The sequence below is a fragment of the Nocardia rosealba genome (genome assembly GCF_020216065.1).
Lineage (GTDB): Bacteria > Actinomycetota > Actinomycetes > Mycobacteriales > Mycobacteriaceae > Nocardia > Nocardia rosealba.
Genome location: NZ_JAIWNA010000007.1, coordinates 15,484 through 42,093, shown reverse-complemented (window position 1 = coordinate 42,093; position 26,610 = coordinate 15,484). Strand labels below are relative to the sequence as shown.

The window sequence follows — 26,610 nt, the reverse complement described above, 5'->3', positions numbered from 1 at the left end:
GATAGCAGTCGGAGGTGACACGTGAAGTCGGCTTCCACCCTCTGGTATGTCGATACCGCTGATCCCGCCGCCGTCTTGCGCGAGCGGCCCACGTCCGATCCCGTTGCCGCGCAGGCACTGGCTGGTGAGCTGTATGCCGACAACGATGTGCGCCCGATCGTGGTCGGGACACTCGACGGCTGCGCCGGTCCGGATCGCGACGAGGTCTACATCGGCTGTTATCCCGGAGTGACGGTCGTGTGCACCGCCGAGGCCGCGCTGATCGAGCCGACCAGATTGCCCGATCTGCTCGTGCGCCCGCTCGCTTCCGAACACACCTATCTGATCTCGTTCGACACCACCGTGCACTGGGGTGCGTTCGCCCACTGGGAACGTGGGGAATTCCGTCGCTCGTTCAGCTCGACCCGGGTCGACATCCTGGAGAACGAGGGGCTGCCCATGGTGTGGGAGCGCGAGTTCTGGGCGGGAGACCATCCGGTGCCGTGGGATCGGGACGACAGACCGGGCCCGCAATCACTGCCCTTCGATCCCCCCGATTTCGCCGACGCGGCCAATGCCCATTGGCTCGGCTTCCGCTATCTCGAGGCACCCCGGCTGGGCGACCTGCCAGTCTGCGGATTCACGCTGTATCCGAAAGGCCGAGCGCCTGAACCCGTGTCGACCGCGCCTTCCCGGCGCCGACTGTCCCGCTGGCTGCGCAGGCCCGGTCGGCTAGCCGACGACCAGATAGACCAGTAGCGCGATCCAGCCGAGCGCCACGCCGACTACCGCCCCCGCGAGCACCCAGCGCACGACGGGCGTGCACCGCCACCGCCACACCGTGGGCGCGACCCCGACGACCGCGATCACGTTCACCGCGATCGCGAGCAGCGGATGCACATCGGCCAGCGCGACACCGAACGCGTACACCGCTACCGCGCCGAGCGCCGCGACCAGCGCGATCACCGTGCCGCCCAACGCCCAAGGCACCGAACCCGGTCCCGCCCGATAGGGCCCGTCCGGACTCATGACGTGCGGACTCGTTCGTAGAAGGCCATCGCGGCAGCCGTGGCGACATTGAGCGAATCGGTCCCGGGCGACATGGGGATACGTGCACGGATATCGGTGGCGCGCATGGCCTCCTCGGTCAGGCCGGGGCCCTCGGCGCCGAGCAGCAGGGCGACCCGCTCGCCCGTCATCGCGGTCGCCAGATTCACCGCCGCTGGATTCGGGGTGAGCGCGATGATCTGAAAACCGCGCTCCCGCAACACCTCCAGCCCATCCGGCCACTGCGGGATCTGGGCGAACGGAACCCGAAGCACGTGCCCCATCGAGACGCGGACCGAACGCCGGTAGAGCGGGTCGGAGCAGCGGTCACCGAACAGCACCGCGTCGGCGCCCAGCCCCGCCGCGTTGCGGAACATCGACCCCAGATTCTCGTGATCGTTGACACCCTCCAGCACGGCCACCGTGCGCGCACCGTCGAGCACCTCGTCGACCGTCAGCTCGGCCGGGCGCGGCGCGACCGCGAGCACACCACGATTGAGGTGGAAGCCGACCACCTGGGCCATCACCTCGGCTGTCGCCTGGTAGTAGGGCACATCGAGCCCCGCGAGGTCGTCGGCGAGGGCCTCGTAGCGCTTGGCGACACCGAGCAGCGCACTCGGGGTGAAACGCGAGTCGAGCATGCGCTGCACCACCACGACCCCCTCCGCGATCACCAGTCCCTTGCGGCCGGGCAGGTCGGGCCTGCGGTCGGCGGAGGACAGATCGCGAAAGTCGTCGACACGCGGGTCGGCGGGATCGTCGATGGGAATTACTTCGGCCACCGGATCATCCTGGCATGCTGGAAGCATGAAGCTGGTTCAGTTGATCTTGAACATTCTGTGGGTGGTGCTCTGCGGGTTCTGGATGGCAGTCGGCTACCTGTTCGCGGCGCTGATCTGCTTCGTCCTGATCGTCACGATCCCGTTCGGCATCGCGTCGTTGCGGCTGGCCGGTTACGTGCTGTGGCCCTTCGGGCGCACGGTCGTCGACAAACCGAGCGCCGGGGCGGGGTCGCTGCTCGGCAACATCATCTGGTTCGTCTTCGCCGGTTGGTGGCTGGCGCTCGGCCACGTGTTCACCAGTGTGGCGCTGGCGGTGACGATCATCGGGCTGCCGTTCGCCTGGGCCAATCTCAAACTGGTTCCGCTGTCGCTGTTCCCGCTCGGCCACGAGGTAGTACCGCAGCAGGACTGACTACTCCGAACCCGCGATGATCTGGTTCATGATCGCCACGGCCTGATCGAGCACCGCGAGCTGCTCCGGGCTCAGGTTGGACAGCTGCTCGGTCATCCAGGCCTCGCGCGCGTGCGTCTCGTCGGCGACCAGCGCCCGGCCGGCGGGTGACAGCGACACGATGATCTGGCGTCCGTCGGTGGGATGCGGTCTGCGCTGGACCAACTCGAGGTCGGCGAGGGAGGCGATCACGCGGGTCATCGACGGCGGCTGCACGCGTTCCTTGCCCGCGAGATTGCCGGGCGTCATCGCGCCGTCGCGAGCGAGGGTGGCCAGGGCCGACAGCTGAGTGAGCGAGATCTGCGCCTCGGCACGGCGGCCGCGCAGGTGTCGCGTGAGCCGCACAACCGCCAGCGAGAGATCACCGGCGAGGGCACGGACGTCGGATGGCACTGTCACAGTGCAGAACTCTACGGTACGGCTGTGCCCCCTGATGGGTTTCAGGGCGCTACTGTTTGGGTATGGATGCCGGACCCGTCAGCCGCGAGATGCCGCACCTGCCGCGAAGCCTGGTCGATCCACGCCCGGTTGTGCTGCTCGGCTTCGCCGCCTGGGCGGTGGCCACCGTGCTGGCTTTCGTGGTCCCGGCCTGGGCCGATGCCCGGTCGGTGTGCCTGATGGGCCTGTTCGTCGGCGTGCTCGGCTCGGCGATCTGGCTGGCACAGCGGCGGTCGGCCCTGCGGGGCGACAAGGGCGCCCAGGTGGGTCTCACCGAGGACTAGACGACCTCGAACTCGTCACTCGTCCCGGTGAACGGGCGAAGCACGCCGTCGGCGCCGAGCGCGTCGGCGAAGTGCACGAACCGGTGCGTTCCCGGTTCCGCGCCGGCCGGGATGTCCCAGACGAAATGGGCGATCGAGACCGCGGCGTCCTGTTTCCGCCAGTAGAACCGCACATCCCACTCCCCCTCGTTGGCCACCCGGACCCAGCCGTTCCCGGTTCGGCGCTGCACCTCGAGGAAGGTTCCGCCGCGTCGCGGATTGTGTTTCGGATGAGCCGAGACGAATTCGGCTTCCACCCGGCCGCCGCGAGCTGTGCGCTCGGGCCGGCGCACGACATCACCGAAATTCCGGCCGGACGGTGTCGCGTCCGGGCCCGGCGCGGCGGCGAAATTCGGCTGTAAGGCGGAGACGTCGCGCGGTGCGGGACCGCGACCCGGGACCGCGCCCGCCACGAAAGCCTCTGCCAGCCTGGTGAATTCCTGCACATACGCGCACAACGTGTAGCGGCCGAACAGTGTCGACGCGCCTTCGTACTGTTGCGCGTCGTATTCCTCCGGCGTGGTGACGTACTGGTGGTAGGCATTCGAATAGCCTTGCAACAGCACCTGTTCCACACCCACACCGAGCGCCTGCGCCACCGCGCGCCGCACGCGCAAGCCGGCGACGATGGTGAATTCGGCTCCGGCGGCGGCCACGTAGAGGTCGCCGAGCCGGATCAGCTGAAGCGGAACCACATTCGGCACCCACGGCACGGGCGGCATCAACCCGAGCGGGGCGAAGATCGCCTTGGGCGCCTGAGCGTCGGCCAGCCACGCCGGGTGGGGATGGTCGATTCCGCCGAGAAAGTCCACCAGCGGGTTACGTACGCCCTCGGGAATGGGTCCGCCGGGCAGGCCCGGACCGTCCTCCACGCTGCCCGCCGCCAGCGAGAGACCTGCGGCAGCCGGTGCGGTGCGGTGTGGTGCGCCGTCGGGAGTGAAGCGACCGTCGACCGTCACGGCCGCGAGGTCGACGTAGCACAGCAGCGAATCGATCGTGCTCGTGATCGGTGCCGCCTGTTCGGCGGCGGTCCTCGACGCGATGTACTGGCGTTCGCCGATGATCCGGGTGTTGTCGAACTCGTCGTCGGTCGGGCCGATGCCCGGTGCGAGCGCGAGATTCGGGGACATGTCACCGGCATTGGTCTGCACGAACGCGGCCAGATACGACGGCTCGCCGTCGAGGTGGCGCACGCCGTGCTCCAGGTGCTCGGCGGCGTAGCTGGCGTAGCCCTTGTTGTCGGAGCTGATGAGCCGGTTCTTGTTGGTCATCGACGTGTTGTGGGTGGCGAACCAGGTGAGCGCGCCGACCTCCTTCGCGCCACGGCGGAAGACGAGGGTGGTGACCGCCGGGTCGATCGCGTCCGGGAAGGCCGCGCGGTCTTCGGCCGGATTGCGGTCGAAGGCCACCCGCGAACGGTTCACGCTCGCGTCGCGCAATTCGGCGCGGCCGAGCGCCACCGTGCCCGGCGCGAGGTCGGCGTCGGCGGCGGCGATCGCCTCGACGATGCCGTCGACTTCGGTGTCGTAGACCTGCTGCTGGAATCCGAGCGTCGCGAGCGTATAGGCGTAATCGTGCGCGGAACCGCCACAACTGGAATGCGTGTGAGTCGAAGTGAGGACGACATTTCGTTCGGTATACCGATCACCGAATCGGCGCGCCAGCGCGAGCAGTACACCCCGGTGCACTGACTGGAACAACGCGCCGTTCTCCACCGCGACGAACGCGACCCGATTTCCGCCCGATTCGATCACGAACGCGCGCGCTCGCGGGCGCAGATGAATTCCCGCCGTGGTCTGTTCGAGTTGTGAGTAGCCCATCATGCCGCATTCCGCGGCGGGCCCCGTGAGATCGGCGATACCGAGCCCGAATTCGAATCCACCGCGCGCGGATTCGGCGTGCGCCTTCGACGCTCCGTGAGCTCCCATGGCCGCGACGAGGGGAATCCCCAGCGTCGAGGCAGCCAGCACGGCACGACGGTTCACAGGCATCCGAACAGCTCCTTCACGGGTGGTGTGACGCAGACAACCATACAACTGGTCGCCTGTCCAGGAATTCGCGGCGGTTCGGCGAATTGACTGTTCGCGACGTGAGCGCTTAACTCGCACAGGTGTCCTCCCGATTGAGCGTCGAAGAACGACGAGCCCACCTGATAGAGGCAGCGATCGGTCTCGCCGAGAAAAAGGGCGTGGCGGGCGTGACCACACGCGATGTCGCCCAAGCGGCGGGCGTCTCGCTCGGTGTGGTGCATTACTGTTTCGAAAACAAGGACGCGCTGATGACCGAGCTGGTCAAAGCGCTCTCGATGGAATTACGCGATTCCGTCGATGCGGATGAAACTGTCTGGGCCGATACCGGAACAGGAAAAGAAGCGCTTCAGAAATTGGTTCGCCAAGGGCTGGAACTGATGTGGCGCAACATCGAGGCCACCCCCGAACGTCAGCTGCTCACCTACGAGACCACCACCTACGCGCTGCGCGAGGGTGAGTCGACCCCGGCCAAACTCGCCATCGCCCGCGAGCAGTACAAGTTCAACGACAGCACCGTCGCCGACGTGATGGACCACTGCCGCGACGCCACCGGCTGCGACTGGAACATCCCGCTCCCCCAGCTGAGCCGCTTCATCCTCAGCGTCATCGACGGCATCGTGCTGCGCTGGCTCGTCGACGACGACAGCGACGCGGTGCAGGCCCAGCTCGACCTGCTCGCCGAGATGGTCACCGCGCACGCGACCTAACCGCGCGGCACCTGCACGTGCACGGTGCCGTCGACGTCCCACCACGGCACCCGCACCGTGCCCGAGAACTCGCCCCGCAGAAAGATCTCGAGAACTTCGTGCAGCACGAGGGTGCCGGTGGTGTGCGGCGGTGACCACAGCTGCCGCAGCACCACGCCGAGCGGTTCCGTGGCCCAGGTGCTCTGCCTGCCGGTACCGAGCACCTCGCCGCTCACCTGGTCGGACACCAGCGGTAGGTCGAGCAGTGCGGCGAGGGCCTCGGCATGTTCCGGGTCGCCTACCACCAGGCGCTCGGCCGGAATGACGAGGCCGAAGCAGGGCCGGTCGAGGACCATGGCCGACTCGGCGTCGACCACCGTTCCCGCCAGTGTCCTGACCTGCTCGGGGAGGTCTAGTTCGCGTGGGTCGAGCGCGCCGGACGCGACGGCGGCGGCCAGGCGGGCATGAGTGCGCGAAACCGTCTCGGGGGTCGGGGTTTTCGATGGGTCGGCGAGCGCATCGAGGAGTTCCTCGGCCAGCTCGGGGGTCATCACGTCGGGACGGACGAGGACCTGGCGGAGGGCGTCGGGGGCGGCTGCCGTGAAAGGTGGGAGCAGACCGGCGAATTCGGTGTCGTCCGGGTGGCGGTAGCGGCCGAGAGGGATGCCATCGATGTGGGCGTGGCGGTGTAGCCACCAGGTGGTGTAACCGTCACGGTCGGCGAGGAGGGCGCGGGTGCGTGGTTCCGCGAGCAGGGTGCGCAGGGCCTGCGGCCAGCGGGTGTCGTCGACCAGGTCGAGGTCGCGGACGGCGACGAGTTCGCGTGGGTCTTCGGGAAGGCCGTTCCACCAGGCAGATTCGTCGTCCAGGTCGTGGTCGGGGCCGAGTGGGTCGGGGTCGGTGACGACGGCGAAATCCCAGCCGACACCGATCGCGCGCAAGGCCTGTTCGCCGAACTCGGCGACCGTCGATTCGGCGACCGTACCGAAGGGTGAGTCGTCGACCAGCACCTCGGCCAGCGGTGCGCCGGGGAGGAGGAGTTCGTCGGCCGGACGCAGTTCTCCTGTGTCGTCGGGCAATTCGAGCAGGCCGAGCCAGTCGGGGAGTTCGTCGGCGCTCACGAGCTGGGCCAGGTGCAGGACCGCGGTGACGGTGTCCGGGTCGGCCGGGTCGTGTTCGAGGAGGTCGCGCAGGCCGGGATCGGTGAGCAGGTCGGTGGCCGAGGCGCTGCGGGCACCGAGGCGGGCCAGCAGCGGGTGGGTGGCGTCCGGATGTACCAGGCGGGCCCAGTGGACCGGGACGGCGACGGTGAGCTGGTCGTCGAGGACGACGGTGCGCGGGCCGGTGACCAGGCGGCCGTCGGCCAGGGGCACGGCCAAGGCGCCGAATTCCTCGGCGGTCCTCGAATCGGTGACGAAGGGTTCCAGCGTGGAGTAGAAGGTGCGCCACCAGTGCGGGTCTCGTTCGAGGCCGGTGGTGAGGTCGGCCAGGGCGGCCGACGACAGGCGGTGGACGTCGAGGACTGTCAGCTTTTCCTGGGCGGAGCGGGTCGAGAGTTCCGGGATGACCAGAGGACCGGTGAGGTCGGCGAGGATCGCGGCAAGTTCCGGCGTCAAGTCGGGGAATACGGAGGCGCGAGTGGGTATTTCGACGCTTGCCGAGCGGGCGGGTTCGGCTGGCTCGAAGGTGCCGAGGTGCTGCGCGGTGCCTACGGACGAGTTGTCGAGGGCGGATACTTCGGCGGTAATCATATCCTTGCCGAAGGCGTCCTGGTCGACTCCGACAGATGAGTTGTGACGATCAGTGGACTCGAAACTCGTCCCGGTGAGGGCGTCGAATTCCTCTTGGTTCGAATCGAATTCGTGGTCTGAGCGGTCGCGGGTCGGGCAGACCGGAAGCCACGGGTTCGTGCGGAGTTCGGTGATGATCGCTTCGCGGAGGAGAGCGTCGGCCTCGCTGCGGGCGAACGCGGGGGCGGGGACGAGGACGAGGCGGTCCTGCGGCGGCAAGGCGCGGACGAAATCGGCGTATCCCGAGGTGATTTCGTGCAGGCGAGCGCCGGGAAGCAGCCTGCGGCGGTCGGGTTGCATGGCGATGTCGGCTACGAGGATTGCCGGGAGGGACAGTTCCTCGTCCGAACGAGTAGGCGCGCGCAGGACATCCGGCGCGGCGGGGACCGGGCGACCGTTGGTCAGCGGGAGCAGCCAGCGCGCACGGGCGCTGCGGTACTGCCACCAGTGCTGGGTGCCGTCGGGTCCGGTGGTGGTCAGCTTGGTGAGGGTGCCCACCGGCGGGCCCACATGGGCCTTCGTATCGAGTCCAGGAGCATGGGCAATTTCCGCGGCCCCTTCGGACGTCGGCGCGGCAATCGAGATCTCGTTGCCCGGCTCCGCGTCAGGGCGTGGGGCCGTATCGACGTGGGCAGCCTCGGCCGCGAAATCGGCGCCAGGTGTGGCGTTCGCGCTGCCGTGTGGCGGGGCGGGGTGGTCGAGGAGGGTTGTGACGCTGGTGAATTCGCTGTCCGCTATGCGGATTCGGCGGAGGGCGGGGAGCTCGAGGAGGAGGTCGGGGGCCTCGGCGCGCATCGAGGTGAGGAGGGTGATGGGGTCGATGTCGTCGCGGAGATGGATGACGACTTCGGTGTCGGCGCCCGAGGGTGGGGTGGTGGGGATGGGCCAGGCCAGGCGTAGGGCCGGTGGGGTGAGGTCTTCGGGGTGGGTGATGCCGTTGTCGTGCAGGGCGTTGAGGGTGGCGGTGAGGGAGAAGCGGATGGAACCCGTGGTGGAGCGGATCTCCACTTCGTCACCCACGGAGCGCACCGCGGTGAAGCCGACACCGAACCGGCCGACCTGCGCGCCGTCGTCCTTGCCCGAGGCACGCAGCGCCGTGAGCGCGTGCACACCCGAAACACTCAGCGGTGCACCGGTATTGGCGACATGCAACCGCCGGTCGACGATCCGCACCGCCAGCTCACCGGGCACACCGCCCTGCACCGCCGCGTCGGCCGCGTTCTGCGCCAGCTCGGTGAGCACCCGATCCCGATAGCCCGCGGCGACCAGATCGGCCTCACCCGCACTGTCCTCCCGCAGCCGCGTCGGCGAATCCCGCCACGCGGCAAGAACTCCGGCCCGCAGCCCCGCGGTACCGAACGGGTCCGCCCCAGCGTTCAGCGCCCCACCGACGATCCGCGCTCCCCGGCGCCCACGACGTGCGTCACACCGGAATCACCCTCGGCGGAAGCAGCATCGGCGGCCGAATCCGCCGCGCCCGCGTCGGCACCTCCCGACGAATCAGCCCCGGCGTCATCAGTCTCCACACCCGAACCTTCGGCCGCAGCGGAATCGGTTACGGGAGCATCCTCAGGCGGGGCGACATCCTGGTTGCGAGTATCAGCGACATCGGCCTCGGCCACCGGCGCCGTTGGCACAACAGCATCGCCGGCCCGGTCAGCGGCACCGGCCTCGGTGACGACGTCAGCGGCAGGCTGCACTCCCGCGTCGGCGGTACCGGTCGCCTCAGCGGCGGTCGCGATCGAGGTCGACTCGGCCGACTCCGTGGTGGCTTCGGCTGCCGAAGGGGAAACCGCTGTGTCCGCGACGGATTCAGGGTTGCTCGATGCCTCGGCCGGGTCGGTGGTCGCCGATACCGACGCGAGGCCGACGAGCGGTGCGACAGCGGCGAGGTCGGTGTTGGCTTCGGCGGCGATGACCTCTTCCGGGGATTCCGGGAGCTCACCTTCGGCGCGGGCCTTGCGGGCGGCTGCTGCCGCGTCGACCGCTTCGGCTTCGGCGGTTTCCTGGGGGGCGATGTCGACGTAGTCGACGGCGTGGTCGTCGAAGGCTTCGTAGCGGGGGGAACCGTTGCCGGAGGGTGCGACGACGTCGGAGTGGGCGCCGCAGCCGTATTCGACGTGCACGACATGGCCGTCGGCACCCATCGCGTTGGCGCACACGCCGAAGGTTTCGCGCAGGGCGCCGGCCAGGGGCAGGAAGAAGCCGCACAGGCCGCAGGTGGAGGGGGCGGCCTTGGCCATCTCGGTGTCGGGGCCGTATTCGCTGTACCAGCGCTGGGCGGCTTCGAGGCGACCCTCGAGGCTGAGCACCTGGGTGCGGCCGAGGCCGACCTCGCGGGCCACCTCGTCGATCACCGGGTCGCCGGTGGCGACGTAACCGGGGACCAGGCGCGGATCGTCGGCGGGCGGGGCGAGCAGGTCGCCGGGGCCGAGGTCGCCGGGGCGCACGCGCTGCTCCCACGGGACGAACTCGGGGGCGATCAGGGCGTCGGGCCCGGGCAGCAGGGCCGACTCGCTGACGGTCGCGTGGTCGGCACCGGGCGGCGCGGCCACCACGACGGCCCACTGCCAACCCCGGTAGCCGGGCAGGGTCGCCTCGAACCGGTGGGTGGCCGACGAGTCGTCCTCGGCGGTCACCCCCAGATGGGCTCCGACCCCGTCGGGTTCCAGCTCGACGAGCGCACGAAGTGCGACCTCGGCCGCCTGGGCCAGAACGGGACGCACGCCGGACTCCGAAACAGATACTGCGCTCACGGCATACATTTTGCCGTATGAAGTGCAATCGGAGTTCGTTGGCCGTCGCAGTGCTGGTCAGCGTGCTCGGCGTGAGCTCCTGCGGGGGCCAGGATCAGTCCGGTCCGCCGCGCTGGCGGGTGGAGGTGATCGGCTCGTCACCGCACGATCCGTCGGCGTTCACCCAGGGGCTCGAGGTGGTCGACGGATTGCGCTACGAAGGCACCGGCATGTGGGGCGTGTCGAACATCCGCGTCACCGACCAGGTCTCGGGTGTGGAGCGGGCGCGCGTCGACCTGCCCGGCCGGATGTTCGGCGAGGGACTCACCCGGGCGGGCGACATCGTCTGGCAACTGACCTGGCGCGACGGCGTCGCCTTCGCCCGCGACCCGCACACCCTCGCCGAAACCGGCCGCGCCACCTTCGAGGGCGAGGGCTGGGGACTGTGTGCCCAGCCGGGCCGCCTCGTGATGAGCGACGGCACCCCGAAACTCACCTTCCGCGACCCGCTGACCTTCGCCGAGACCGGATCGGTGACCCTGCAGGGCCTCGACGACCCGAAACCGAACGAACTCGACTGCGCACCCGACGGCACCGTCTACGCCAACAACTTCCCCACCGACGACATCCTGCGCATCGACCCCGACACCGGCCGTATCACCGCGATCATCGACGCGAGCGGCCTGCTCACCGCCACCGAACGCGAGCGCACCGACGTCCTCAACGGCATCGCCCACCTACCGGGCACCGACCGGTTCCTGCTCACCGGCAAGTACTGGCCGCGACTGTTCGAGGTGCGATTCGTGCCCCGCTGAGGTGACGGGCGCGGTCGTCGGGGCCGTTCAGGTCGACCCGTCCGACCAAGTGTGTCCGACACTGCTCGCCCGCGAGTGAACGCCGAAAGCGCGAGTACGACAGAATTGGGCTGTGACTACTCCCCGCGATCCATCCGGTCCTGACCGTGGTCGCCGGGACGGCAGTGCCTCGGGTGCACCACCCGGTCGGCACCCCGGCTTCGGGCAGTACCCGCCCCCATCCCCGCCGCGCAAGGTCTTCCCACACATCGAGCCACCGACCGCGCCGGTTCGCTCGCGCGGCCGATTCGGGCGCGATCCCGACCCCGGCGCAACCACGCCGCTGGCGAGTCCGAAACGCAACGGCGCCGGTCCACCGCACTCACCGGCAGGCGGCCGCTCGCACCCGGACCACCCCGACGTACCGGGTGGCGGCCGCCCGGACCACGAAGGACCGGCCGGCAGCCATCCGCACCACGATCCACTCGACGGACCGGCAGGAACCCGCCCGCTCCCCCGGGCCGACGAACCCGCCGACGAACCGCCCAAGCAGCGGGTGCCGCGCAAACTGACGGTCACCCGCGTGGCCGCGATGCGCAGTCGCGAACTCACCGAACGCGGTATCGCCACCTTCCAGCGCGCGGCCAAGGCCGACGGCGCCGACCAATCGGGGCTGACCGCCCTCACCTACGCCACGATGGCCAACTTCGCGCTCGACGCCGCGATCGCCGTCGCCCTGGCCAACACCTTGTTCTTCGCGAGCGCGACCGCCGAGTCGAAAACCAAGGTGGCGCTGTATCTGCTCATCACCATCGCGCCGTTCGCGGTGATCGCGCCGCTGATCGGGCCGCTGCTGGACCGGCTGCAACGCGGACGCAGGCTGGCGCTGGCCACGACCTTCGGGTTGCGGGCGCTGTTCGCGGTGCTGCTGATCTTCAATATCGACACCTGGGGGTTGTATCCGCTCGCCCTGTGCATGATGGTCGGCTCGAAATCGTTCGCGGTACTCAAGAGCGCGGTGACGCCGCGCGTGCTGCCACCGGACATCGACCTGGTCCGCACGAATTCGCGGCTGACGGTGTTCGGCCTGGTCGGCGGCACGATCGGGGCGGGTGCGCTGGCCGCGCTCGCCGCGCTCGCCGCCGGCTCCACCGGTGCACTGGTATTCGCCACGGGCATCGCGATCGCGGGCGCCTACCTGAGCCTGCGGATCCCGTCGTGGGTGGAGGTCACCGAGGGTGAGGTGCCGACCACGCTGACCTACCACGGCTCCGACGCACGCACCGAAGTACTCGAACCGGGCAAGGAATCGGCCGTGCCCGCCAGGAAACGCAGGCAACCGCTCGGCCGCGCGGTGGTCACCGGACTGTGGGGCAACAGTTCCATCCGGGTGCTCACCGGGTTCCTGACCTTCTACATCGCCTTCGTCGCCAAGGGCTCCGGCGGCAGTCCGACCGAGCAGGCGGCCATGCTCGGCCTCGTCGGCGTGGCCGCCGGTTTCGGCAATTTCGGCGGCAACGCAACCGGCGCGCGATTACAGCTCGGCAGGCCCGCGCTGGTGGTGCTCGGCTGCACCGCGGCGTGTGTGGCGGTCGCCCTGTTCGCTGTGTTCACCGGCAATCTGTTCGGCGCCGCGGTGGCCGCGCTCGTCGCGTCGGCGGCCAGCGCGCTGGCCAAGGTATCGCTCGACGCGGCCATCCAGGACGACCTGCCACCCGAGTCGATCGCCTCGGGTTTCGGCCGGTCGGAGACCGTTCTGCAGTTGAGCTGGGTGATCGGCGGGGCGGCCGGTGTGCTACTGCCGACCGAGTTCTGGAAGGGTTTCGCGGTGATCAGCGTGATCCTGGTTGCCGGGCTCGCGCAGACCTTCGTCAGCTATACCGGGCACACCCTGCTGCCGGGCTTCGGCGGCAACCGCCCCCAGCACGCCGAGCAGGAAGTGCCGACCCATCCCCGCGAAACAGGAGACCCACACTGGTGAGCAAGCCCAACGTCCGCACGATCTTCGCGCTGGTCGCGGTGGGCCTGTTGGCCCTGGCCGCGGTGACCGCAGGTGTGGTGGCCTACGCGGTGTCCAAGGCGCCGAAGCACTATCCCGAACTCACCGTGTTCGCGAACGGCGAGTCCGTCGTCGTCGAGCCGTACGGGTACTGCGAGCTGTCGAACGGGGAGTGCGTCAACGACGAGTCGACGTACTACATCCCGGCCACCTCGGGTAAGCCGGTGCAGGTGTCGCTGCCGACCAGCATCGCCGAGGCGCCGTGGATCGTCGTCACCGTGTACGAACGCCCCAACGGCGAGCAGTTCGAACGCATCCTGAGCTTCATCGACTACCCGTCGGGCACCCGTTTCCTGAGCCTGGACACCCAGCCGGAACCAGAACTGCGCCTCGCGGGCTTCGAGCTGCGGCTGCCGATCGTCTACACCGACCCGGCCACCGGCCAGGAGATGTACGACGTGCACGGCCTCTGGCGCGTGGGCACCCCGCAGCCCTGATCGCACGGTTCCCGCCGCTTCCGGACCACCACGACCCGACCTCGAGGGGGGTCCGCCGCGAAGCGGCGGTTCGCGGCCGTCCCGACGATCAGGCGCCGTTGCGTAGGCGACGAAGGAGCAAGCAACGGTGCCTGATCGTCGGGACTTGCGGGGCCGCGAACTCGAGCGCGCCAGCGCTCCAAAAGCTCAGTGGTCCAGTTCGCGGGCTACCGCGCGGACCACTTCGGAGATGCGCTGGGACATCTTGCGGTCCGGGTACTTGCCGCGGCGCAGGTCGGGCTGGACCTTGGTCTCGAGCAGGGTGATCATGTCCTCGACCAGGCCGTGCAGCTCGTCGGGCGACTTGCGCGGGCCCGCGTCCTTGCGGGCGGGCTGCGCGCCACGCTCACCGCGGGCGACGGTCGGGGGCGCCTCGAGCAGCTTGAGGCTCAGCGCCTGCGGACCGCGACGACCGGCGGCCATCCCGAACTCGACCCGCTGACCCGGCTTGAGTCCCTCGACTCCTTCGGGCAGCGCGGAGGAGCGGACGTAGACGTCCTCGCCCTCGTCTTGGGAAAGGAAGCCGAAGCCCTTCTCGACGTCGTACCACTTCACCCGGCCGGTCGGCACTGCGCTCACCCGTTCATCATTCGATACCCGAACCCTTGTGGCCCGGGTTACTACCTGCTGCTTGTCGCGAAAAGAACGCGCCCCACAACAAGGCAGGACGCGATGTGGTCAGAGTCTACCCCGGTGGCTATACCGCGAGCACATCAGTTTTACGGTGCACCGGTGACCAACTCACCTCAACCGCCCGCGCGTCGTTCCAGTGATCGGGTGCTGCAGGTGGCGCTCGCGCTGTTCGGGATCGGGATCCTGGCCGTCGTCGCCATCTTCGTGACACCGATCGTGTCCGACGCGGAACCGGGCCTGTGGCTGTATCTGCTCGCCATGCTCGCGCCGGTGGGCTTCCTGCTGGCGATCGGGTTCGCCCTCTGGTCGGGTCGACGGGCCCGGTGAACCGGTTACCCCCATGGATCGATACCCAGGCTCTTGTGTGATTCTCGTCACATAACGGCATGGTTACGAACTGTGCGTGCAACGGTCTCGAACATCTCGCATCGCGACTACCTGCGCGGACAGCTCCGGGACAACCCTGAGACCACCCCGAGACCCACCCGCACACGCGGGTTACCAAATAGTGACTTTCCCCGCTGACCGTCGTACCGTTTCTCTCAGCCGGGGCAGGCCCCCGGAACCACCGGCCCGCCGCACCGAACCTCACCCCGCGGGTACCGGACCCCGATTGGAATCAAGGGGTGAGGGCGGACCGGGAGACCTCTCAGTCCGGACCACATGCAGGTGCGAACGAGAGGAAGAAACCCGATATGAGTGGACGCCACCGCAAGCCGACTTCCACCGGGCGCACTGCTGCCAAGGTCGCCGTCACCGGCGCCATCTTCGGCACCGCAGCCGCTGCCCTCGCAGGAAACGCCAGCGCGGCCCCCGACTCCGACTGGGATCGCCTCGCACAGTGTGAAGCCGGCGGCAACTGGGGTATCAACACCGGCAACGGCTACCAGGGTGGGCTGCAGTTCTCGCCCTCCACCTGGGCCGCACACGGCGGCGGGGAGTACGCCGCCACCGCAAACCAGGCCACCCGCGAACAGCAGATCGCGGTCGCCGAAAAGGTTCTCGCTTCCCAGGGTTGGGGCGCTTGGCCCTCCTGCTCGGCCAAGCTCGGCCTGAGCAGCGGTCCGACCGAGCGCGCCGTGCCTTCGACCCCGAGCTGGGTCCCCGAGGTCAGCGTCCCGCAGGTGCAGGATCCGAGCCAGGAAGTGTTCCAGGCCGTCGATCGCGCCCTCACCGTCGCCCAGCAGCAGGGCGTCGCCGTGCCGCAGGCGGCCATCGACTTCGTCAACAACGCCAAGGGCACCCAGCTGGACCCGGCGGTCATCGATTTCTTCGAGGCGAACAAGGGCCTGCTGCCCTCCTGATCCGCCTTACAACAAGAGCCCGCATCCTCATCCAGGATGCGGGCTCTTGTCTTTCCCGTTCGAATTACACCCGATTGATGACAGTCTGCGGGTGTACATACGGCAGCGTGGCGGCCGGAACGGGAAACTCGGTGTCCTCACCGAAGGGCGAGAGATTACCGGCGCGGGTCGCCGACAGTTCGGTGACGGCGTGCTCGCCGTCGGCCACCTCGGGCCAGCCGTTGTCGACGTAGGGTTTCTTCGATTTGTTGACCACGGGCTCATTCTGGCATATCGAACACGTACGCTGAATCCGATGATCGCGACCGACTCTCTCGCCGATTGGCTAGGTGCGCGCACCGACGCCCAGCTGGTGAAACTGCTGCAGTTGCGGCCCGATCTGGCGGTGCCGCTGCCCGCGTCGATGTCGGTGCTCGCGGTGCGTGCTCAACAGCGGGCCTCGGTGCTGCGTGCCGCCGACGACCTGGACACCCTCGAGTTCGCGATCATCGAGGCGCTGGCGGCCAACGAGGACGCGCGCACGATCGGCACCGCGCATACCCCGCTCACCCGGACCGCCCTGCACGCGCAGCTGAAGGACCGGGTCACCAAGACGGCGTTCACCGCCGCGCTCACCCGGTTGCTCGACCGCGCGCTCGTCTGGGAGACCGGTGACGGCCTGCATCTGGCGGCGAGTGCCGTCGAGGCCCTGCCCTGGCCGCTCGGGGCGACGACGGCGTTACCGGACGCGCTCACCGAGCCGGAAGTACGCACGGCGCTGAACGCCGCGGCCCCTGCCGAGCGGGCGCTGCTGGACAAACTGGCGACGACCGGTCCGCGTGGGCGCACGAGGGACGCCGCGCCCGACGCGCCCGCCGACCGCCCGGTGCAACGGCTGCTCGCGGCACGGTTGCTGCGCTGGATCGATGACGAGACCGTCGAACTGCCGGTCACCGTCGGGCAGGTGTTGCGTGGCGAACCCGTCACCGATCCGCATGCCCTCGCCCCGCCCAAGCCCGCACTCACCAAGCACGCGCCCGCCGAGGTGAACGCCGTCGGCGCGGGTGAGGTGGGTGAGCTACTGCGCGACTGTGCCGACCTGCTCGACGCGCTCGGCAAACTTCCCGCACCCGCGCTGCGCGCCGGTGGACTCGGGGTGCGCGAGCTGCGCAGGCTGGCCAAGCAGACCGGCGTGGACGAGCAGCGCACCGGCCTGCTACTCGAACTGCTCGCCGCCGCGAAGCTCGTCGAGAAGGGTCTGCCCGAACCGCCGCCCGACCTGGATTCCACCGACGACTTCTGGGCACCGACACCCGCCGCCGATGCCTGGCTCGACGCGCCACCCGCGACGCGCTGGGTGACCCTGGCCCAGGCATGGCTCGAGCTGGACCGGATGCCGTGGATGATCGGGTTGCGCGACGCCGCCGACAAACCGATCGCGGCGCTGTCGGCCGAGTTGCGGATCCCGCACGCGGTGCGCGACCGGCACGCGATTCTCGGCCTGCTCGCCGAATACCCCAGCGGCACCCAGGTGTCGCCCGCCGATCTCGGGAAACTGCTCGCCTGGCGAACGCCGAGGCGGCGCAGGCACTTCCGGCTCGACGTGGTGACCGCGACCCTCGCCGAGGCGGCGACCGTCGGGCTACTCGGACGCGGTGCGCTCGATTCGGCCGCCCGTGCCCTGCTGCACGGCAGCCCGACCAGCGTGGCCGATGCCGAGGCCGAGATGACCGCCGCCCTACCGGAACCCGTCGATCATGTGCTCGTGCAGGCCGACCTCACGGTGATCGCACCCGGCCCGCTGGTGCCCGAATTGCGCAGCCGCATCGCGCTGGTCGCCGATGTGGAATCCGCGGGTGCGGCGACGGTGTATCGCGTGGGAGACGCCTCGGTGCGCCGCGCGCTCGACGCCGGACTCACCGCCGCGGAGTTGCACGCCTTGTTCGCCAACCACTCCCGCACCCCGGTCCCCCAGTCGCTGACCTATCTCATCGACGACGTGGCCCGTCGGCACGGGCAGCTGCGCGCGGGTATGGCGCAATCGTTCCTGCGCAGCGACGACCCGGCGCTGCTCGCCCAGGTGCTGTCGGCGCCCGTCGCCGAAACGCTGGCCTTGCGCGCTATCGCCCCCACGGTCGCGATCGCGCAGGCGCCCCTCGGTGAACTCCTCGAGCGGCTGCGGGCGGCGGGCTTCACGCCCGCGGGCGAGGATTCCGGCGGCGCCATCGTCGACCTGCGGCCGCGTGGCGCCCGCATCGCCGTGCGGCCCCTGGCACGCAAGCCCTACCGGCCCAACCCGCCGTCGGACGATCAGCTCGCCCAGCTGGTCACCGAATTGCGCGCGGGCGAGCGCGCGGCGGGTGCCCGCACGTCCCAGTCGGTCCGTGCCGACGGCACCCGCACGGGCACCCAGGCCACCCTGGCCTTACTCCAGCTGGCCGCCCGGGTCGGCCGCCCGGTGAACATCGGTTACGTCGACGCTCAGGGCGTGGCGAGTCAGCGGGTGGTCGAACCGGTCCGGGTCGGCAACGGGCAACTGGACGCCGTCGACCCGGTGACCGGAGCCACCCGCCACTTCACCCTCCACCGCATCGCGTCGGTGGCTCTCCTGGACTGACCGTCAGGGCTTGGCCATGCAGAACGTCGTCTTGGGGTCCGGGACCGTGCGATACAGCGTGGCGTCCATGCCGCACAGCATCTCGTCGGTTTCGCCGTCGATGCGCTTGACCACCTTGAAGGTGGCTTCGGGTGCCGTGCAGTCCACCGCCTCGACCGGGCGGGTGCCCGCGTCGGCGTAGCAGGCGCCCTCGGCGAAGTTGGGCGACAGGCACAGGCCGGTTTTGGTGTCACCGACCGTGCCGTTGAAGGTGGCGTTCTGGGCCGTACAGTTCAGCGGCGCGGCGCCGACCTGCGCGATCCGGTAGTTCGACTTCGCCGACGAGCAGTCACCGACGGTGGCCTTCATCGCGTCGACCGCGTTGTCGGAGACCTCGACGCACGAGCCGACGGCGGGCACCGACGACGCCTCGCTGTCACCCGAGCACGCCGCTACCGCCCCGACCAGCGCGACTGCCGCCACTGGCGCGAACACGAGCCGGACAAGCAGCCGCTTTCCTGGGAAAAACACTCCAAAACCTCACTCACCGAACGGTTCAGCCGATATGACCGCCGGTGACGATACCCAAACGCCCACCTCCGCCGCTCCCCACGTGGATACGATCGGAGGATGACCATCGACGATGTCGCGGGCGAGCTGTACGGTCTCGACCCGGCCGACTTCGTCGCGACACGCACCGAACGTGCGGCCCAGGCCCGTGACGACGGCGATCGCGAGCTGGCCAAGGCCATCGGTGCCCTGCGCAAGCCGACGGTCGCGGCGTGGACGGTGAATCTGCTGGCCAGGCACGCGCCGAAGGAGATCGCCGCGCTGCTGGAGCTGGGTGACGCGCTGCGGTCGGCGCAACGTCAGCTCTCCGGCGACAAGTTGCGCGCGCTCGGTGCGCAACGTCAGCAGGTGGTGAACGCCATGACCAAACGGGCGGGTGAGCTGGCCGCCGAGCACGACCGACCCGCGAGCGAGCAGGTGTTGCGGGAGGTCGGTCAGACGCTCACGGCCGCGCTGGCCGACCCGGACGTCGCCGACCAGGTGCGAGCCGGGGTGCTGCCAGCGACGGTCACCTATGACGGTTTCGGTCCGGCCGGGCTGGTCGCGATCACGGGCGGCAAGGGCAAGGCTCCGGCGAAGAAGGCTCGTCCCAAGAAGTCGGCCGAGGACGCCGAGGCGGCCCGGCGCGCCGAGGCGAAGCAGGAACTCGACGACGCGGAGTCCGGGCTGGCGGAGGCCGAATCCGCCCGCGACGAAGCGGAGGAGGCCGCGGAGCGGGCCAAGTCCGAACTCGACGAGGTCGAGCAGCGGATCGAGCAGTTGCGTGCCGACCTCGAGCACGCCGAGCAGCAACGGCACTTCCTGCGGACCGCCGAGCACCGCGCGCGTGGTGAATTGACCTCGGCCAAAGCGCAATTCGAGCGGATGAAGCGGTGGGTCGAGCGGGCACGTTCCCGCCTCGACGAGGACTGACCCTATCGGCGCAATGACCCCGGGAACAGGAATGCTTCGCGCGGCGGGGTCGTACCGTCCAGCCATTCGGCCAGGAATTCGCCGAGTGGCATCGAGGTCCGGCTCTGGACGAACGCGCGGAATTCCGGCATCGAGGCATGGCCGTCGCGGTGGGCGTTCACGAAATCCTTGACGGCCGTGAAGAACACGTCGTCGCCGATCAATTTGCGCAGGGCGTGCAGGAAAAGGGGGCCACGCCAATAGACGGAGGTGAACTCGCTACCGGCGCCGGGGTCGGCCAGCGGGTACGTCCAGAAGTCCTGCTCCCACCGGTATTTCGCGATGTCCTCGCGGTACTTCGCATCCACATCGACGCCGTCGACTCGCTCGATCCACAGGTAGTCGGCGGTGTAGCTGGCGAAGCACTCGTTGAGGCAGATATCGGACCACTGCCGTACCGACATGGTGTCGCCCCACCACTGGTGTGCCAGCTCGTGCACCACGGTATTGAGATCGGCCCACGGCGCGTAGGTGGGGCGGGTCTGGGTTTCGAGCGAGAACGGGACTTCGGCGTCCACGTAGATGCCGCCGGCCACCTCGAACGGGTAAGGACCGTAGAGGTTTTCGAGGAAGTCGAGGATTTCGGGGAGGCGTTGTTCGTCGGTGCGATTGTCGTCGGATTCGGGGGCGAACGCGCTCAACACCGGTGTGCCGTCGGCACGGTGCTGTTCGAGGAAGGTGAAGTGGTCGACGGCAATGGTGGTGAGGTAGCCGAGCACGGGGCTGCGGGTTTCCCAGCTGGTGTGCAGCTTGCCCTCGCGCGCCTCGTGGCGGGTGCGCGCACCGGTCGACATGACCTCCCATTCGGCGGGCACCGTGGCGTGCAACGTGAAAGTCGCCTTGTCCAAGGGTGTGTCGTTGAGCGGGTACCAGCTGCTCGCGCTGTGCGGCTGGCCGATGGCGAAGGCGCCACCGCTGGGCGCGTACGTCCACCCTTCGCCCTCGGTGTCGGTCGCCTCGCCCGCGTAGTCGATGACGATCCGCATCGGCAGTCCCGGCAGCAGGGGCAGCAGCGGGGAGACGACGAGTTCGTGGTCGCCCTCGCGCGCGAACCCGGCAGGCTGCCCGTTGACGGTCACCATGAGCACATCGGGTCCGCGATAGTCCAGATTGAACTGCGCCAGCGGCTGATTCGCCCGCGCATCGATGCGCGCGGTGCCGCGCAGCTGATGGGTCGGCGGGTCGTAGTCGACGGTGATGTCGTAATGGCTCACGTCGTAGCCGCCGTTGCCGTCGAGCGGGTAGTACGGGTCGCCGAGCCCCGGTGCCCCCACCAGGCCCGGATCCGCTGCTACCGGCGGCATGCCCAGTGCCAGGAGCGCCAGTACCACCACCGAACCTGCCGACCATCGCATGCCGCGGACCCCCGTTCTCGCCGACTCGGATCCGAGTATCGTCGCAGGCGAGCGACGCTCAGGCCAGTTCCGGCGGCAGGTGTTGCGGGTCGAGCATCAGCCGCTTGGTCGCGGTGCGGCGCACCCGCGCGGCGAGGGCGAGATTGTCGGTGAGCAGGCGCCATTCGAGGTCGGAGATGGTGTCGCGGGCCCGCTCGATCACCGTGCGATCCCTGGTGCCCCAGGCGATCGGCATGGCCGTCACCAGCTGCCAGCGTTCGCCGACCTGACGGGGTGCACCGTCGGTGCGCACCGCGACCGACGGCACTCGCTCACCCAGCATCGGTTCATGGCCGGGCAGCGCGCGCACCTTGCGGGTGACCAGTGCCCAGCCCCGCGCGGACGCGGTGGCTTCGGCGGTGTCGACGAGGGCGAGCAGGATGATCCCGTTCGGTTCGGCCGCACAGACCACGGCGGGCACGAGAACACCGTCGCGGTAGAGCTTTTCGATATCGGAGCGGTGCGGTGTCCACAGTGCGACCCACAACGCGATGACCGCGGCGAGGGCGCACACGAAAGCCAGCAGATACCCCCAGGCCTGCCCGCTCCACAGGAACGCGGCGGTGGCCGCGACGGCCAGCCCGGCGGCGAGCAGGGCGAGCACCCGCATCCTGCGTAACCCGGTGAAGGTCTCGTTGACCGCATGAGCATGCTCACGGTCGACCTCGAATTCGAAGCGGCGCACGTTTCCTTCCTAGCACAAGTTGCGGAGGTGTTGCCTCCACTTATCTGCCGGGGTTTCGACCCGCACGCTACCGGCACCTGAGCGGGGAAACGGCGCTACACGCCGCTGTCCCCGATGGCCGGCCCGAGCAGGTCGTCGGCATCGGTGATGCGGTAGGCATACCCCTGTTCGGCGAGGAAACGCTGACGATGCGCGGCATATTCGGCGTCGAGGGTGTCACGGGCGACCACCGAATAGAAATGTGCCTGTCCCCCATCCTGTTTCGGCCGCAACAGTCTACCGAGACGCTGGGCCTCCTCCTGCCGTGAACCGAAGGTGCCCGAAACCTGCACCGCCACCGAGGCTTCCGGCAGGTCGATGGAGAAGTTCGCCACCTTGCTCACGACGAGCACGGGGATCTCACCGGAGCGGAAGGCATCGAAGAGGGACTCACGTTCACGGTTCTTCGTCGCCCCGGTGATGACGGGAGCGTTCAGGTCGATACCGAGTTCCTCGAGCTGGTCGAGGTAGGCACCGATCACCAGGGTCGGTGCGCCCTCGTGCTTGGCCAGGATGGACTCGACGACCGGGATCTTGGTGCGCGCGGTGGAGCACAGTTTGTAGCGCTCCTCCGGTTCGGCGGTGGCGTAGGCCATGCGCTCGGCATCGGTGAGCGTGACTCGCACCTCGATGCACTCGGCGGGGGCGATCCAGCCCTGTGCCTCGATGTCCTTCCACGGCGCGTCGTAACGTTTCGGGCCGATCAGCGAGAACACGTCGCCCTCGCGGCCGTCCTCACGCACCAGCGTGGCGGTGAGCCCGAGCCTGCGGCGCGACTGCAGATCCGCCGTCATCCGGAAGACGGGGGCGGGCAGCAGATGCACCTCGTCGTAGATCACCAGACCCCAGTCGCGGCTGTCGAAGAGTTCGAGATGCTTGTACTCGCCCTTCGATTTGCGGGTGATGACCTGGTACGTCGCGATGGTGACCGGGCGGATCTCCTTGCGCTCACCGGAGTACTCGCCGATTTCGTCCTCGGTGAGGGTGGTGCGCGCCAGCAACTCACGCCGCCACTGCCTACCCGCGACGGTATTCGTGACCAGGATCAGCGTGGTCGCCTTGGCCTTGGCCATCGCGGCGGCGCCGACCATCGTCTTGCCCGCGCCACACGGCAGCACCACCACACCCGAACCGCCCGCCCAGAACGAGTCGGCGGCCATCTCCTGGTAGTCACGCAGGTGCCATTTGCCCTCGGTGTAGTCGAGGCCGATGTCGTGCGCCTCGCCGTCGACGTACCCGGCCAGGTCCTCGGCGGGCCAGCCGATCTTCAGCAGCATCTGCTTGATGTGACCGCGCTCGGACGGGTGCACGATCACCGTGTCGTCGTCGATGCGGGCACCGAGCATGGGTGCGATCTTCTTGTGCCGCAGCACCTCCTCGAGCACCGCGCGGTCGAGGCTCACCAGGCACAGGCCGTGCGCGGGGTGCTTGACCAGCTGCAACCGGCCGTAACGGCCCATGGTGTCGACGATGTCGACCAGCAGCGGCTGCGGCACGGCGTAGCGCGAGAAGTTCACCAGCGCATCGACCACCTGCTCGGCGTCGTGACCGGCCGCACGGGCATTCCACAGCGCCAGCGGGGTGATGCGGTAGGTGTGCACGTGCTCGGGGGCACGCTCGAGCTCCGCGAACGGCGCGATGGCCTGACGCGCGGTGCCTGCCAGCTCGTGGTCGACCTCGAGCAGCAGGGTCTTGTCGCTCTGCACGATCAACGGACCGTCTGTCACTATGCTCCGTATCTTTTGCGGCCGGGGCCGCGGGTTCGGGGCCTGTAACCCTTCGATTCAGCGCTCGAGACTCGCGCTGCGCGCATGCGCTTCGAGCGCTGAATCGAAGGGGCGGCCCCGAACGGCTCGTAAGACTCGCCTGTGCGGGGTTGCGTTCGGCCGGGATGTGTCGGGATTTGGTGAGCCGTTCCGGGGAGGTTCGGCAGCTCGATCAATTGTACGGACCTGCGGTGACAGGGTTCGGTGTCGCGATGGCGGGCTGCTGAGCGCAGGGCCGCGAACCCACCACTCTGTGGCTCGTGACCGAGGCGGTGCGGATCTCGGATCGAGGCCGGTGACGGCGAGGCGACAGCGGTCCAGCGATCGTCGACTGGACCGCGACATGCCTCGCTGACCAGGTCAGACTCGACTCATGCTTCAGACGGCGGCGGTTTTCGGTGTGGGTGCGGCGGCGCTCGGGATGGTGCTCACGCCGGGGCCGAACATGATGTACCTGGTCTCGCGCACGGTAGCGCAGGGGCGAAGGGCGGGCATGATCTCGCTCACGGGTGTGGCGGCCGGGTTCGGGGTGTATCTGCTGGCCGCGACGGCGGGGATCACGGCTTTGTTCGCGGTGGTTCCCGGGCTGTACCTCGGGCTCAAGCTGGCGGGTGCCGCCTATCTGCTGTGGTTGGCGTGGCAGGCGGTCCGGCCCGGCGGAGTCTCGGTGTTCGCACCCGCCGCGCTGCCCGCCGATCCGGCTCGACGCCTGTTCACGATGGGTTTTCTCACCAACCTGCTCAACCCGAAGATCGCGATCATGTACATGGCCCTGATCCCACAATTCATCGACCCGGCCCTCGGATCGCTGTGGTTGCAGAGCCTGTCGCTCGGCGCGATCCAGATCACCGTGGCCCTCACGGTCAACGCGCTGATCGTCGTCGGTGCCGCGGGCCTGGCCGCCTTCCTCACCGCCCGCCCGCTGTGGTTGCGCATCCAGCGCTATCTGATGGGCACCGCCCTGGGCAGCATCGCGGTCCTCCTCGCCACCGACCGCACCCGCCCCGCTCCGGTGTAAGGCGCGCACCGACCGGCTCCGGCGCGCCGGCGGGCGTGCGCTGCGACACATGGGCGGGTGTGCGGTCGCCGGGGGTCGCCATGCCACCCTGCTTGCAGCGGAAAGGAGCGGGTGGTGAGTGGTGTGGTGATGGCGGGCGCGCTGGCGGCGCAGCTCGACGAGGCGGTCACCGTGGTGCATCGCAGCGGCGAGCTGCTCGGGGTGATCTCGTTCGCCGCGTCGGGTGCGCTGGTGGCGGTGCGCAAGCGGCTCGACCTGTTCGGGATGGTCGTGCTCGGCTGCGCTACGGCGCTCGGTGGGGGCATCGTGCGCGACCTGCTCATCGGACGCACCCCACCCGCCGCGTTCACCGACCTGACCTTCCTGACCGCGTCGATCGTGACCGCGCTGATCCTGTACTTCATCGCGCCCTCGCCACGGCTCACCAAGGGCCCGCTCGAAGTGGCCGACGCGATCGGGCTCGGACTGTTCTGTGTCACCGGCACCGTGATCGCCGACTCGGTCGGGCTCGGCGCGCCGACCGCCGCCCTGCTCGGCATGACGACGGCCATCGGCGGCGGCGTGCTGCGCGACGTGCTCAGCGGCGAGGTCCCCTTGGTCCTGCGGCCCGACCAGGACCTCTACGCGATTCCCGCCCTGTTCGGCGCGGCGACCACCGCCGTCCTGCTGCACCTGGACATCTACCAAACCTGGACAGGTTTGCTCGCCGCCGCAGGCGCCGTCGGATTCCGTTTGCTCGCAAGGCATTACGGCTGGCACGCGCCGACCGCCCGGCACGCTCGCGACTGACCGGCAGTCGCACCGATCCGCTGATCAGCGTGTCGCGACTCCCGCACGCAACCGCCGAGCGCCCTCGTCGATGGTTTCGTCCCGTTTGCTGAAGGTGAAGCGCACCAGGTGTTTCCACTCGGCGGGATGGTCGACGAACGCGCTCACCGGTACGGCGGCCACGCCGAGTCGAGCAGGCATCTCCCGGCACAGCGTCAGCCCGTCGTCGATTCCGAGCGGTCGCACATCAGCACACACGAAGTAGCCGCCCGCGGTGGACGAGACTGCGAAGCCGGTGTCGCGCAACGCGTCCGAGAGTCGAAGGCGTTTGTCGGCGAGTCCGTCGCGCATGTGGTGCACCCAGTCCAGCTCGGTGTCGATCGCGTGGGCGACAGCGGGCTGGAACGGGCCGCCACCGACGAAGGTCATGAACTGTTTCGCCGTGAGCACGGCATTCAGCAGTGGCGCGGGGGCGCACGCCCAGCCGATCTTCCAGCCGGTGACATTGAAAGTCTTCGCCGCGCTGGACACCACGATGGTTCGCTCGCGCATCCCTGGCAGCGTCGAGATGCTGAGGTGCTCCACGCCGTCGTACACGAGGTGCTCGTACACCTCGTCGGCCAGCACCAGCAGGTCGTGTTCGCGTGCCAGCTCGGCGATCGCGGTGAGTTCGCCGCGCGAGAGCACCGAGCCGGTGGGGTTGTGGGGTGAATTGATCACCAGCATGCGGGTTTCCGGGGTGATCGCGGAACGCAGGCTGTCGATGTCGAGGACGAAGCGGTCGCCGTCGGGAACCAGTCGCGCGGTCCGGCGCTGCGCACCCGCCAGGGCGACCGCGGCGGCGTAGGAGTCGTAGTAGGGCTCGATGAGCACCACTTCCGCGCCGGGTTCGACCAGGCCGAGCAGTGTGGCGCTGATCGCTTCCGTGGCGCCGACGGTGACCAGGACCTCGGTGTCGGGGTCGTAGTGGGTGCCGTAGCGGCGGGCGCGATCCGCGGCGACGGCGCGGCGCAGGGCGGGTACCCCTCGGCCAGGCGGGTACTGGTTGTGACCGTCGGCGATAGCGGCGCGGGCCACTTCGAGCATGCTCGCGGGACCGTCGGTGTCGGGGAATCCCTGTCCGAGATTCACCGCGTCGTGGCGCACGGCCAGTTCGGTCATCTCGGCGAAAATGGTCGATCCGAAGGGACGCAAGCGGGAGACGGTGGGCGGCACAGACGACATCTCCGCAGCGTATCCCACCTTTCTCAGCCGTTGCCGCACGATAGCGAACACCTATGTTTCACAAACGTTTTTGGCCTTTGACCTGCGGTATTG

Annotated in this window: 25 protein-coding genes and 1 pseudogene; 13 read left to right on the top strand and 13 right to left on the bottom strand. The window is 69.0% G+C overall.

Features of this window, described 5'->3' with window-relative positions; genetic code table 11:
* The first annotated feature begins 21 nt into the window (after positions 1-21).
* A complete protein-coding gene (locus LDL21_RS23410) occupies positions 22-738 on the top strand; it encodes a DUF6928 family protein (protein WP_225281762.1) in 717 nt (238 codons plus the stop codon).
* Here LDL21_RS23410 and LDL21_RS23405 read toward each other — a convergent pair.
* Positions 712-1,008, bottom strand: coding sequence for a DUF2537 domain-containing protein (locus tag LDL21_RS23405; protein ID WP_225281761.1), 297 nt, complete (start codon positions 1,006-1,008; stop codon positions 712-714). The two genes, LDL21_RS23410 and LDL21_RS23405, sit on opposite strands and share 27 nt — an antisense overlap.
* Complete coding sequence (locus LDL21_RS23400; protein ID WP_225281760.1) at positions 1,005-1,808, bottom strand: TrmH family RNA methyltransferase; 804 nt, start codon at positions 1,806-1,808, stop codon at positions 1,005-1,007. The genes LDL21_RS23405 and LDL21_RS23400 overlap by 4 nt, the downstream gene beginning before the upstream one ends.
* A gap of 25 nt (positions 1,809-1,833) precedes the next feature.
* Here LDL21_RS23400 and LDL21_RS23395 point away from each other — a divergent pair, with 25 nt between their 5' ends.
* Positions 1,834-2,220: a YccF domain-containing protein gene (locus LDL21_RS23395; protein ID WP_225281759.1), complete on the top strand. Its 387-nt coding sequence runs from the start codon at positions 1,834-1,836 to the stop codon at positions 2,218-2,220.
* On the opposite strand, the gene LDL21_RS23390 is transcribed toward LDL21_RS23395, so the two are convergent.
* Positions 2,221-2,652 (bottom strand): MarR family winged helix-turn-helix transcriptional regulator, encoded by a 432-nt coding sequence (locus tag LDL21_RS23390; RefSeq protein ID WP_067492414.1) that lies wholly within the window; start codon positions 2,650-2,652, stop codon positions 2,221-2,223.
* Between the two features lie 68 nt (positions 2,653-2,720).
* On the opposite strand from LDL21_RS23390, the gene LDL21_RS23385 reads away from it, so the two are divergent.
* On the top strand, positions 2,721-2,981 hold the full coding sequence (locus LDL21_RS23385; RefSeq protein WP_225281758.1) for a DUF2530 domain-containing protein: 261 nt from the start codon (positions 2,721-2,723) through the stop codon (positions 2,979-2,981).
* Here LDL21_RS23385 and LDL21_RS23380 read toward each other — a convergent pair.
* Complete coding sequence (locus tag LDL21_RS23380; RefSeq protein WP_225281757.1) at positions 2,978-5,011, bottom strand: neutral/alkaline non-lysosomal ceramidase N-terminal domain-containing protein; 2,034 nt, start codon at positions 5,009-5,011, stop codon at positions 2,978-2,980. The genes LDL21_RS23385 and LDL21_RS23380 overlap by 4 nt on opposite strands.
* Before the next feature lie 119 nt (positions 5,012-5,130).
* Here LDL21_RS23380 and LDL21_RS23375 point away from each other — a divergent pair, with 119 nt between their 5' ends.
* On the top strand, positions 5,131-5,757 hold the full coding sequence (locus tag LDL21_RS23375) for a TetR/AcrR family transcriptional regulator (RefSeq protein WP_225281756.1): 627 nt from the start codon (positions 5,131-5,133) through the stop codon (positions 5,755-5,757).
* Here LDL21_RS23375 and LDL21_RS23370 read toward each other — a convergent pair.
* Together LDL21_RS23370 and LDL21_RS23365 are read right to left on the bottom strand one after the other, a co-directional pair.
* On the bottom strand, positions 5,754-8,906 hold the full coding sequence (locus LDL21_RS23370; protein ID WP_255675431.1) for a sacsin N-terminal ATP-binding-like domain-containing protein: 3,153 nt from the start codon (positions 8,904-8,906) through the stop codon (positions 5,754-5,756). The genes LDL21_RS23375 and LDL21_RS23370 overlap by 4 nt on opposite strands.
* A gap of 566 nt (positions 8,907-9,472) precedes the next feature.
* Positions 9,473-10,291, bottom strand: a pseudogene (locus tag LDL21_RS23365) (DUF3027 domain-containing protein); the annotation flags it as partial.
* An 8-nt stretch (positions 10,292-10,299) separates the two neighbouring features.
* Here LDL21_RS23365 and LDL21_RS23360 point away from each other — a divergent pair.
* From LDL21_RS23360 to LDL21_RS23350, 3 genes are all read left to right on the top strand, one after another.
* Entirely contained in the window at positions 10,300-11,076 is a 777-nt protein-coding gene (locus LDL21_RS23360) for a glutaminyl-peptide cyclotransferase (protein WP_225281754.1), read from the top strand.
* 112 nt (positions 11,077-11,188) lie between these two features.
* Complete coding sequence (locus tag LDL21_RS23355) at positions 11,189-13,036, top strand: MFS transporter (protein ID WP_225281753.1); 1,848 nt, start codon at positions 11,189-11,191, stop codon at positions 13,034-13,036.
* On the top strand, positions 13,033-13,551 hold the full coding sequence (locus LDL21_RS23350; protein ID WP_225281752.1) for a DUF2771 family protein: 519 nt from the start codon (positions 13,033-13,035) through the stop codon (positions 13,549-13,551). The genes LDL21_RS23355 and LDL21_RS23350 overlap by 4 nt, the downstream gene beginning before the upstream one ends.
* Positions 13,552-13,737: 186 nt before the next feature.
* On the opposite strand, the gene LDL21_RS23345 is transcribed toward LDL21_RS23350, so the two are convergent.
* Positions 13,738-14,160 (bottom strand): cold-shock protein, encoded by a 423-nt coding sequence (locus LDL21_RS23345; RefSeq protein WP_174550347.1) that lies wholly within the window; start codon positions 14,158-14,160, stop codon positions 13,738-13,740.
* Between the two features lie 162 nt (positions 14,161-14,322).
* Between LDL21_RS23345 and LDL21_RS23340 the strand changes: the two genes are divergently transcribed.
* A complete protein-coding gene (locus LDL21_RS23340; protein ID WP_225281751.1) occupies positions 14,323-14,550 on the top strand; it encodes a hypothetical protein in 228 nt (75 codons plus the stop codon).
* Between the two features lie 368 nt (positions 14,551-14,918).
* Entirely contained in the window at positions 14,919-15,527 is a 609-nt protein-coding gene (locus LDL21_RS23335; protein WP_225281750.1) for a transglycosylase family protein, read from the top strand.
* A gap of 64 nt (positions 15,528-15,591) precedes the next feature.
* On the opposite strand, the gene LDL21_RS23330 is transcribed toward LDL21_RS23335, so the two are convergent.
* Positions 15,592-15,783: a hypothetical protein gene (locus LDL21_RS23330; RefSeq protein WP_225281749.1), complete on the bottom strand. Its 192-nt coding sequence runs from the start codon at positions 15,781-15,783 to the stop codon at positions 15,592-15,594.
* Between the two features lie 39 nt (positions 15,784-15,822).
* On the opposite strand from LDL21_RS23330, the gene LDL21_RS23325 reads away from it, so the two are divergent.
* A complete protein-coding gene (locus LDL21_RS23325; protein WP_225281748.1) occupies positions 15,823-18,123 on the top strand; it encodes a helicase-associated domain-containing protein in 2,301 nt (766 codons plus the stop codon).
* Positions 18,124-18,126: 3 nt separating this feature from the next.
* Here LDL21_RS23325 and LDL21_RS23320 read toward each other — a convergent pair whose 3' ends face one another.
* A complete protein-coding gene (locus LDL21_RS23320; RefSeq protein ID WP_225281747.1) occupies positions 18,127-18,633 on the bottom strand; it encodes an LppU/SCO3897 family protein in 507 nt (168 codons plus the stop codon).
* A 99-nt stretch (positions 18,634-18,732) separates the two neighbouring features.
* Between LDL21_RS23320 and LDL21_RS23315 the strand changes: the two genes are divergently transcribed.
* Positions 18,733-19,584 carry a hypothetical protein gene (locus LDL21_RS23315; RefSeq protein ID WP_225281746.1) on the top strand — a complete coding sequence of 284 codons (852 nt, stop codon included), beginning with the start codon at positions 18,733-18,735 and terminating at the stop codon, positions 19,582-19,584.
* Between the two features lie 2 nt (positions 19,585-19,586).
* On the opposite strand, the gene LDL21_RS23310 is transcribed toward LDL21_RS23315, so the two are convergent.
* From LDL21_RS23310 to LDL21_RS23300, 3 genes are all read right to left on the bottom strand, one after another.
* The gene (locus tag LDL21_RS23310; RefSeq protein WP_225281745.1) at positions 19,587-20,978 is read right to left on the bottom strand and encodes a M1 family metallopeptidase; all 1,392 of its coding nucleotides are present in this window, start codon (positions 20,976-20,978) and stop codon (positions 19,587-19,589) included.
* A 58-nt stretch (positions 20,979-21,036) separates the two neighbouring features.
* Positions 21,037-21,702 carry a DUF3239 domain-containing protein gene (locus LDL21_RS23305; RefSeq protein WP_225281744.1) on the bottom strand — a complete coding sequence of 222 codons (666 nt, stop codon included), beginning with the start codon at positions 21,700-21,702 and terminating at the stop codon, positions 21,037-21,039.
* A gap of 95 nt (positions 21,703-21,797) precedes the next feature.
* A complete protein-coding gene (locus LDL21_RS23300) occupies positions 21,798-23,468 on the bottom strand; it encodes a DNA repair helicase XPB (RefSeq protein WP_225281743.1) in 1,671 nt (556 codons plus the stop codon).
* Positions 23,469-23,880: 412 nt separating this feature from the next.
* Between LDL21_RS23300 and LDL21_RS23295 the strand changes: the two genes are divergently transcribed.
* Entirely contained in the window at positions 23,881-24,525 is a 645-nt protein-coding gene (locus LDL21_RS23295) for a LysE family translocator (protein ID WP_225281742.1), read from the top strand.
* Between the two features lie 129 nt (positions 24,526-24,654).
* Positions 24,655-25,314 carry a trimeric intracellular cation channel family protein gene (locus LDL21_RS23290; protein WP_067492568.1) on the top strand — a complete coding sequence of 220 codons (660 nt, stop codon included), beginning with the start codon at positions 24,655-24,657 and terminating at the stop codon, positions 25,312-25,314.
* 24 nt (positions 25,315-25,338) lie between these two features.
* Here the strand turns inward: LDL21_RS23290 and LDL21_RS23285 are convergent, their stop codons facing one another.
* Complete coding sequence (locus LDL21_RS23285) at positions 25,339-26,517, bottom strand: pyridoxal phosphate-dependent aminotransferase (protein WP_225281741.1); 1,179 nt, start codon at positions 26,515-26,517, stop codon at positions 25,339-25,341.
* Positions 26,518-26,610: the final 93 nt, after the last annotated feature.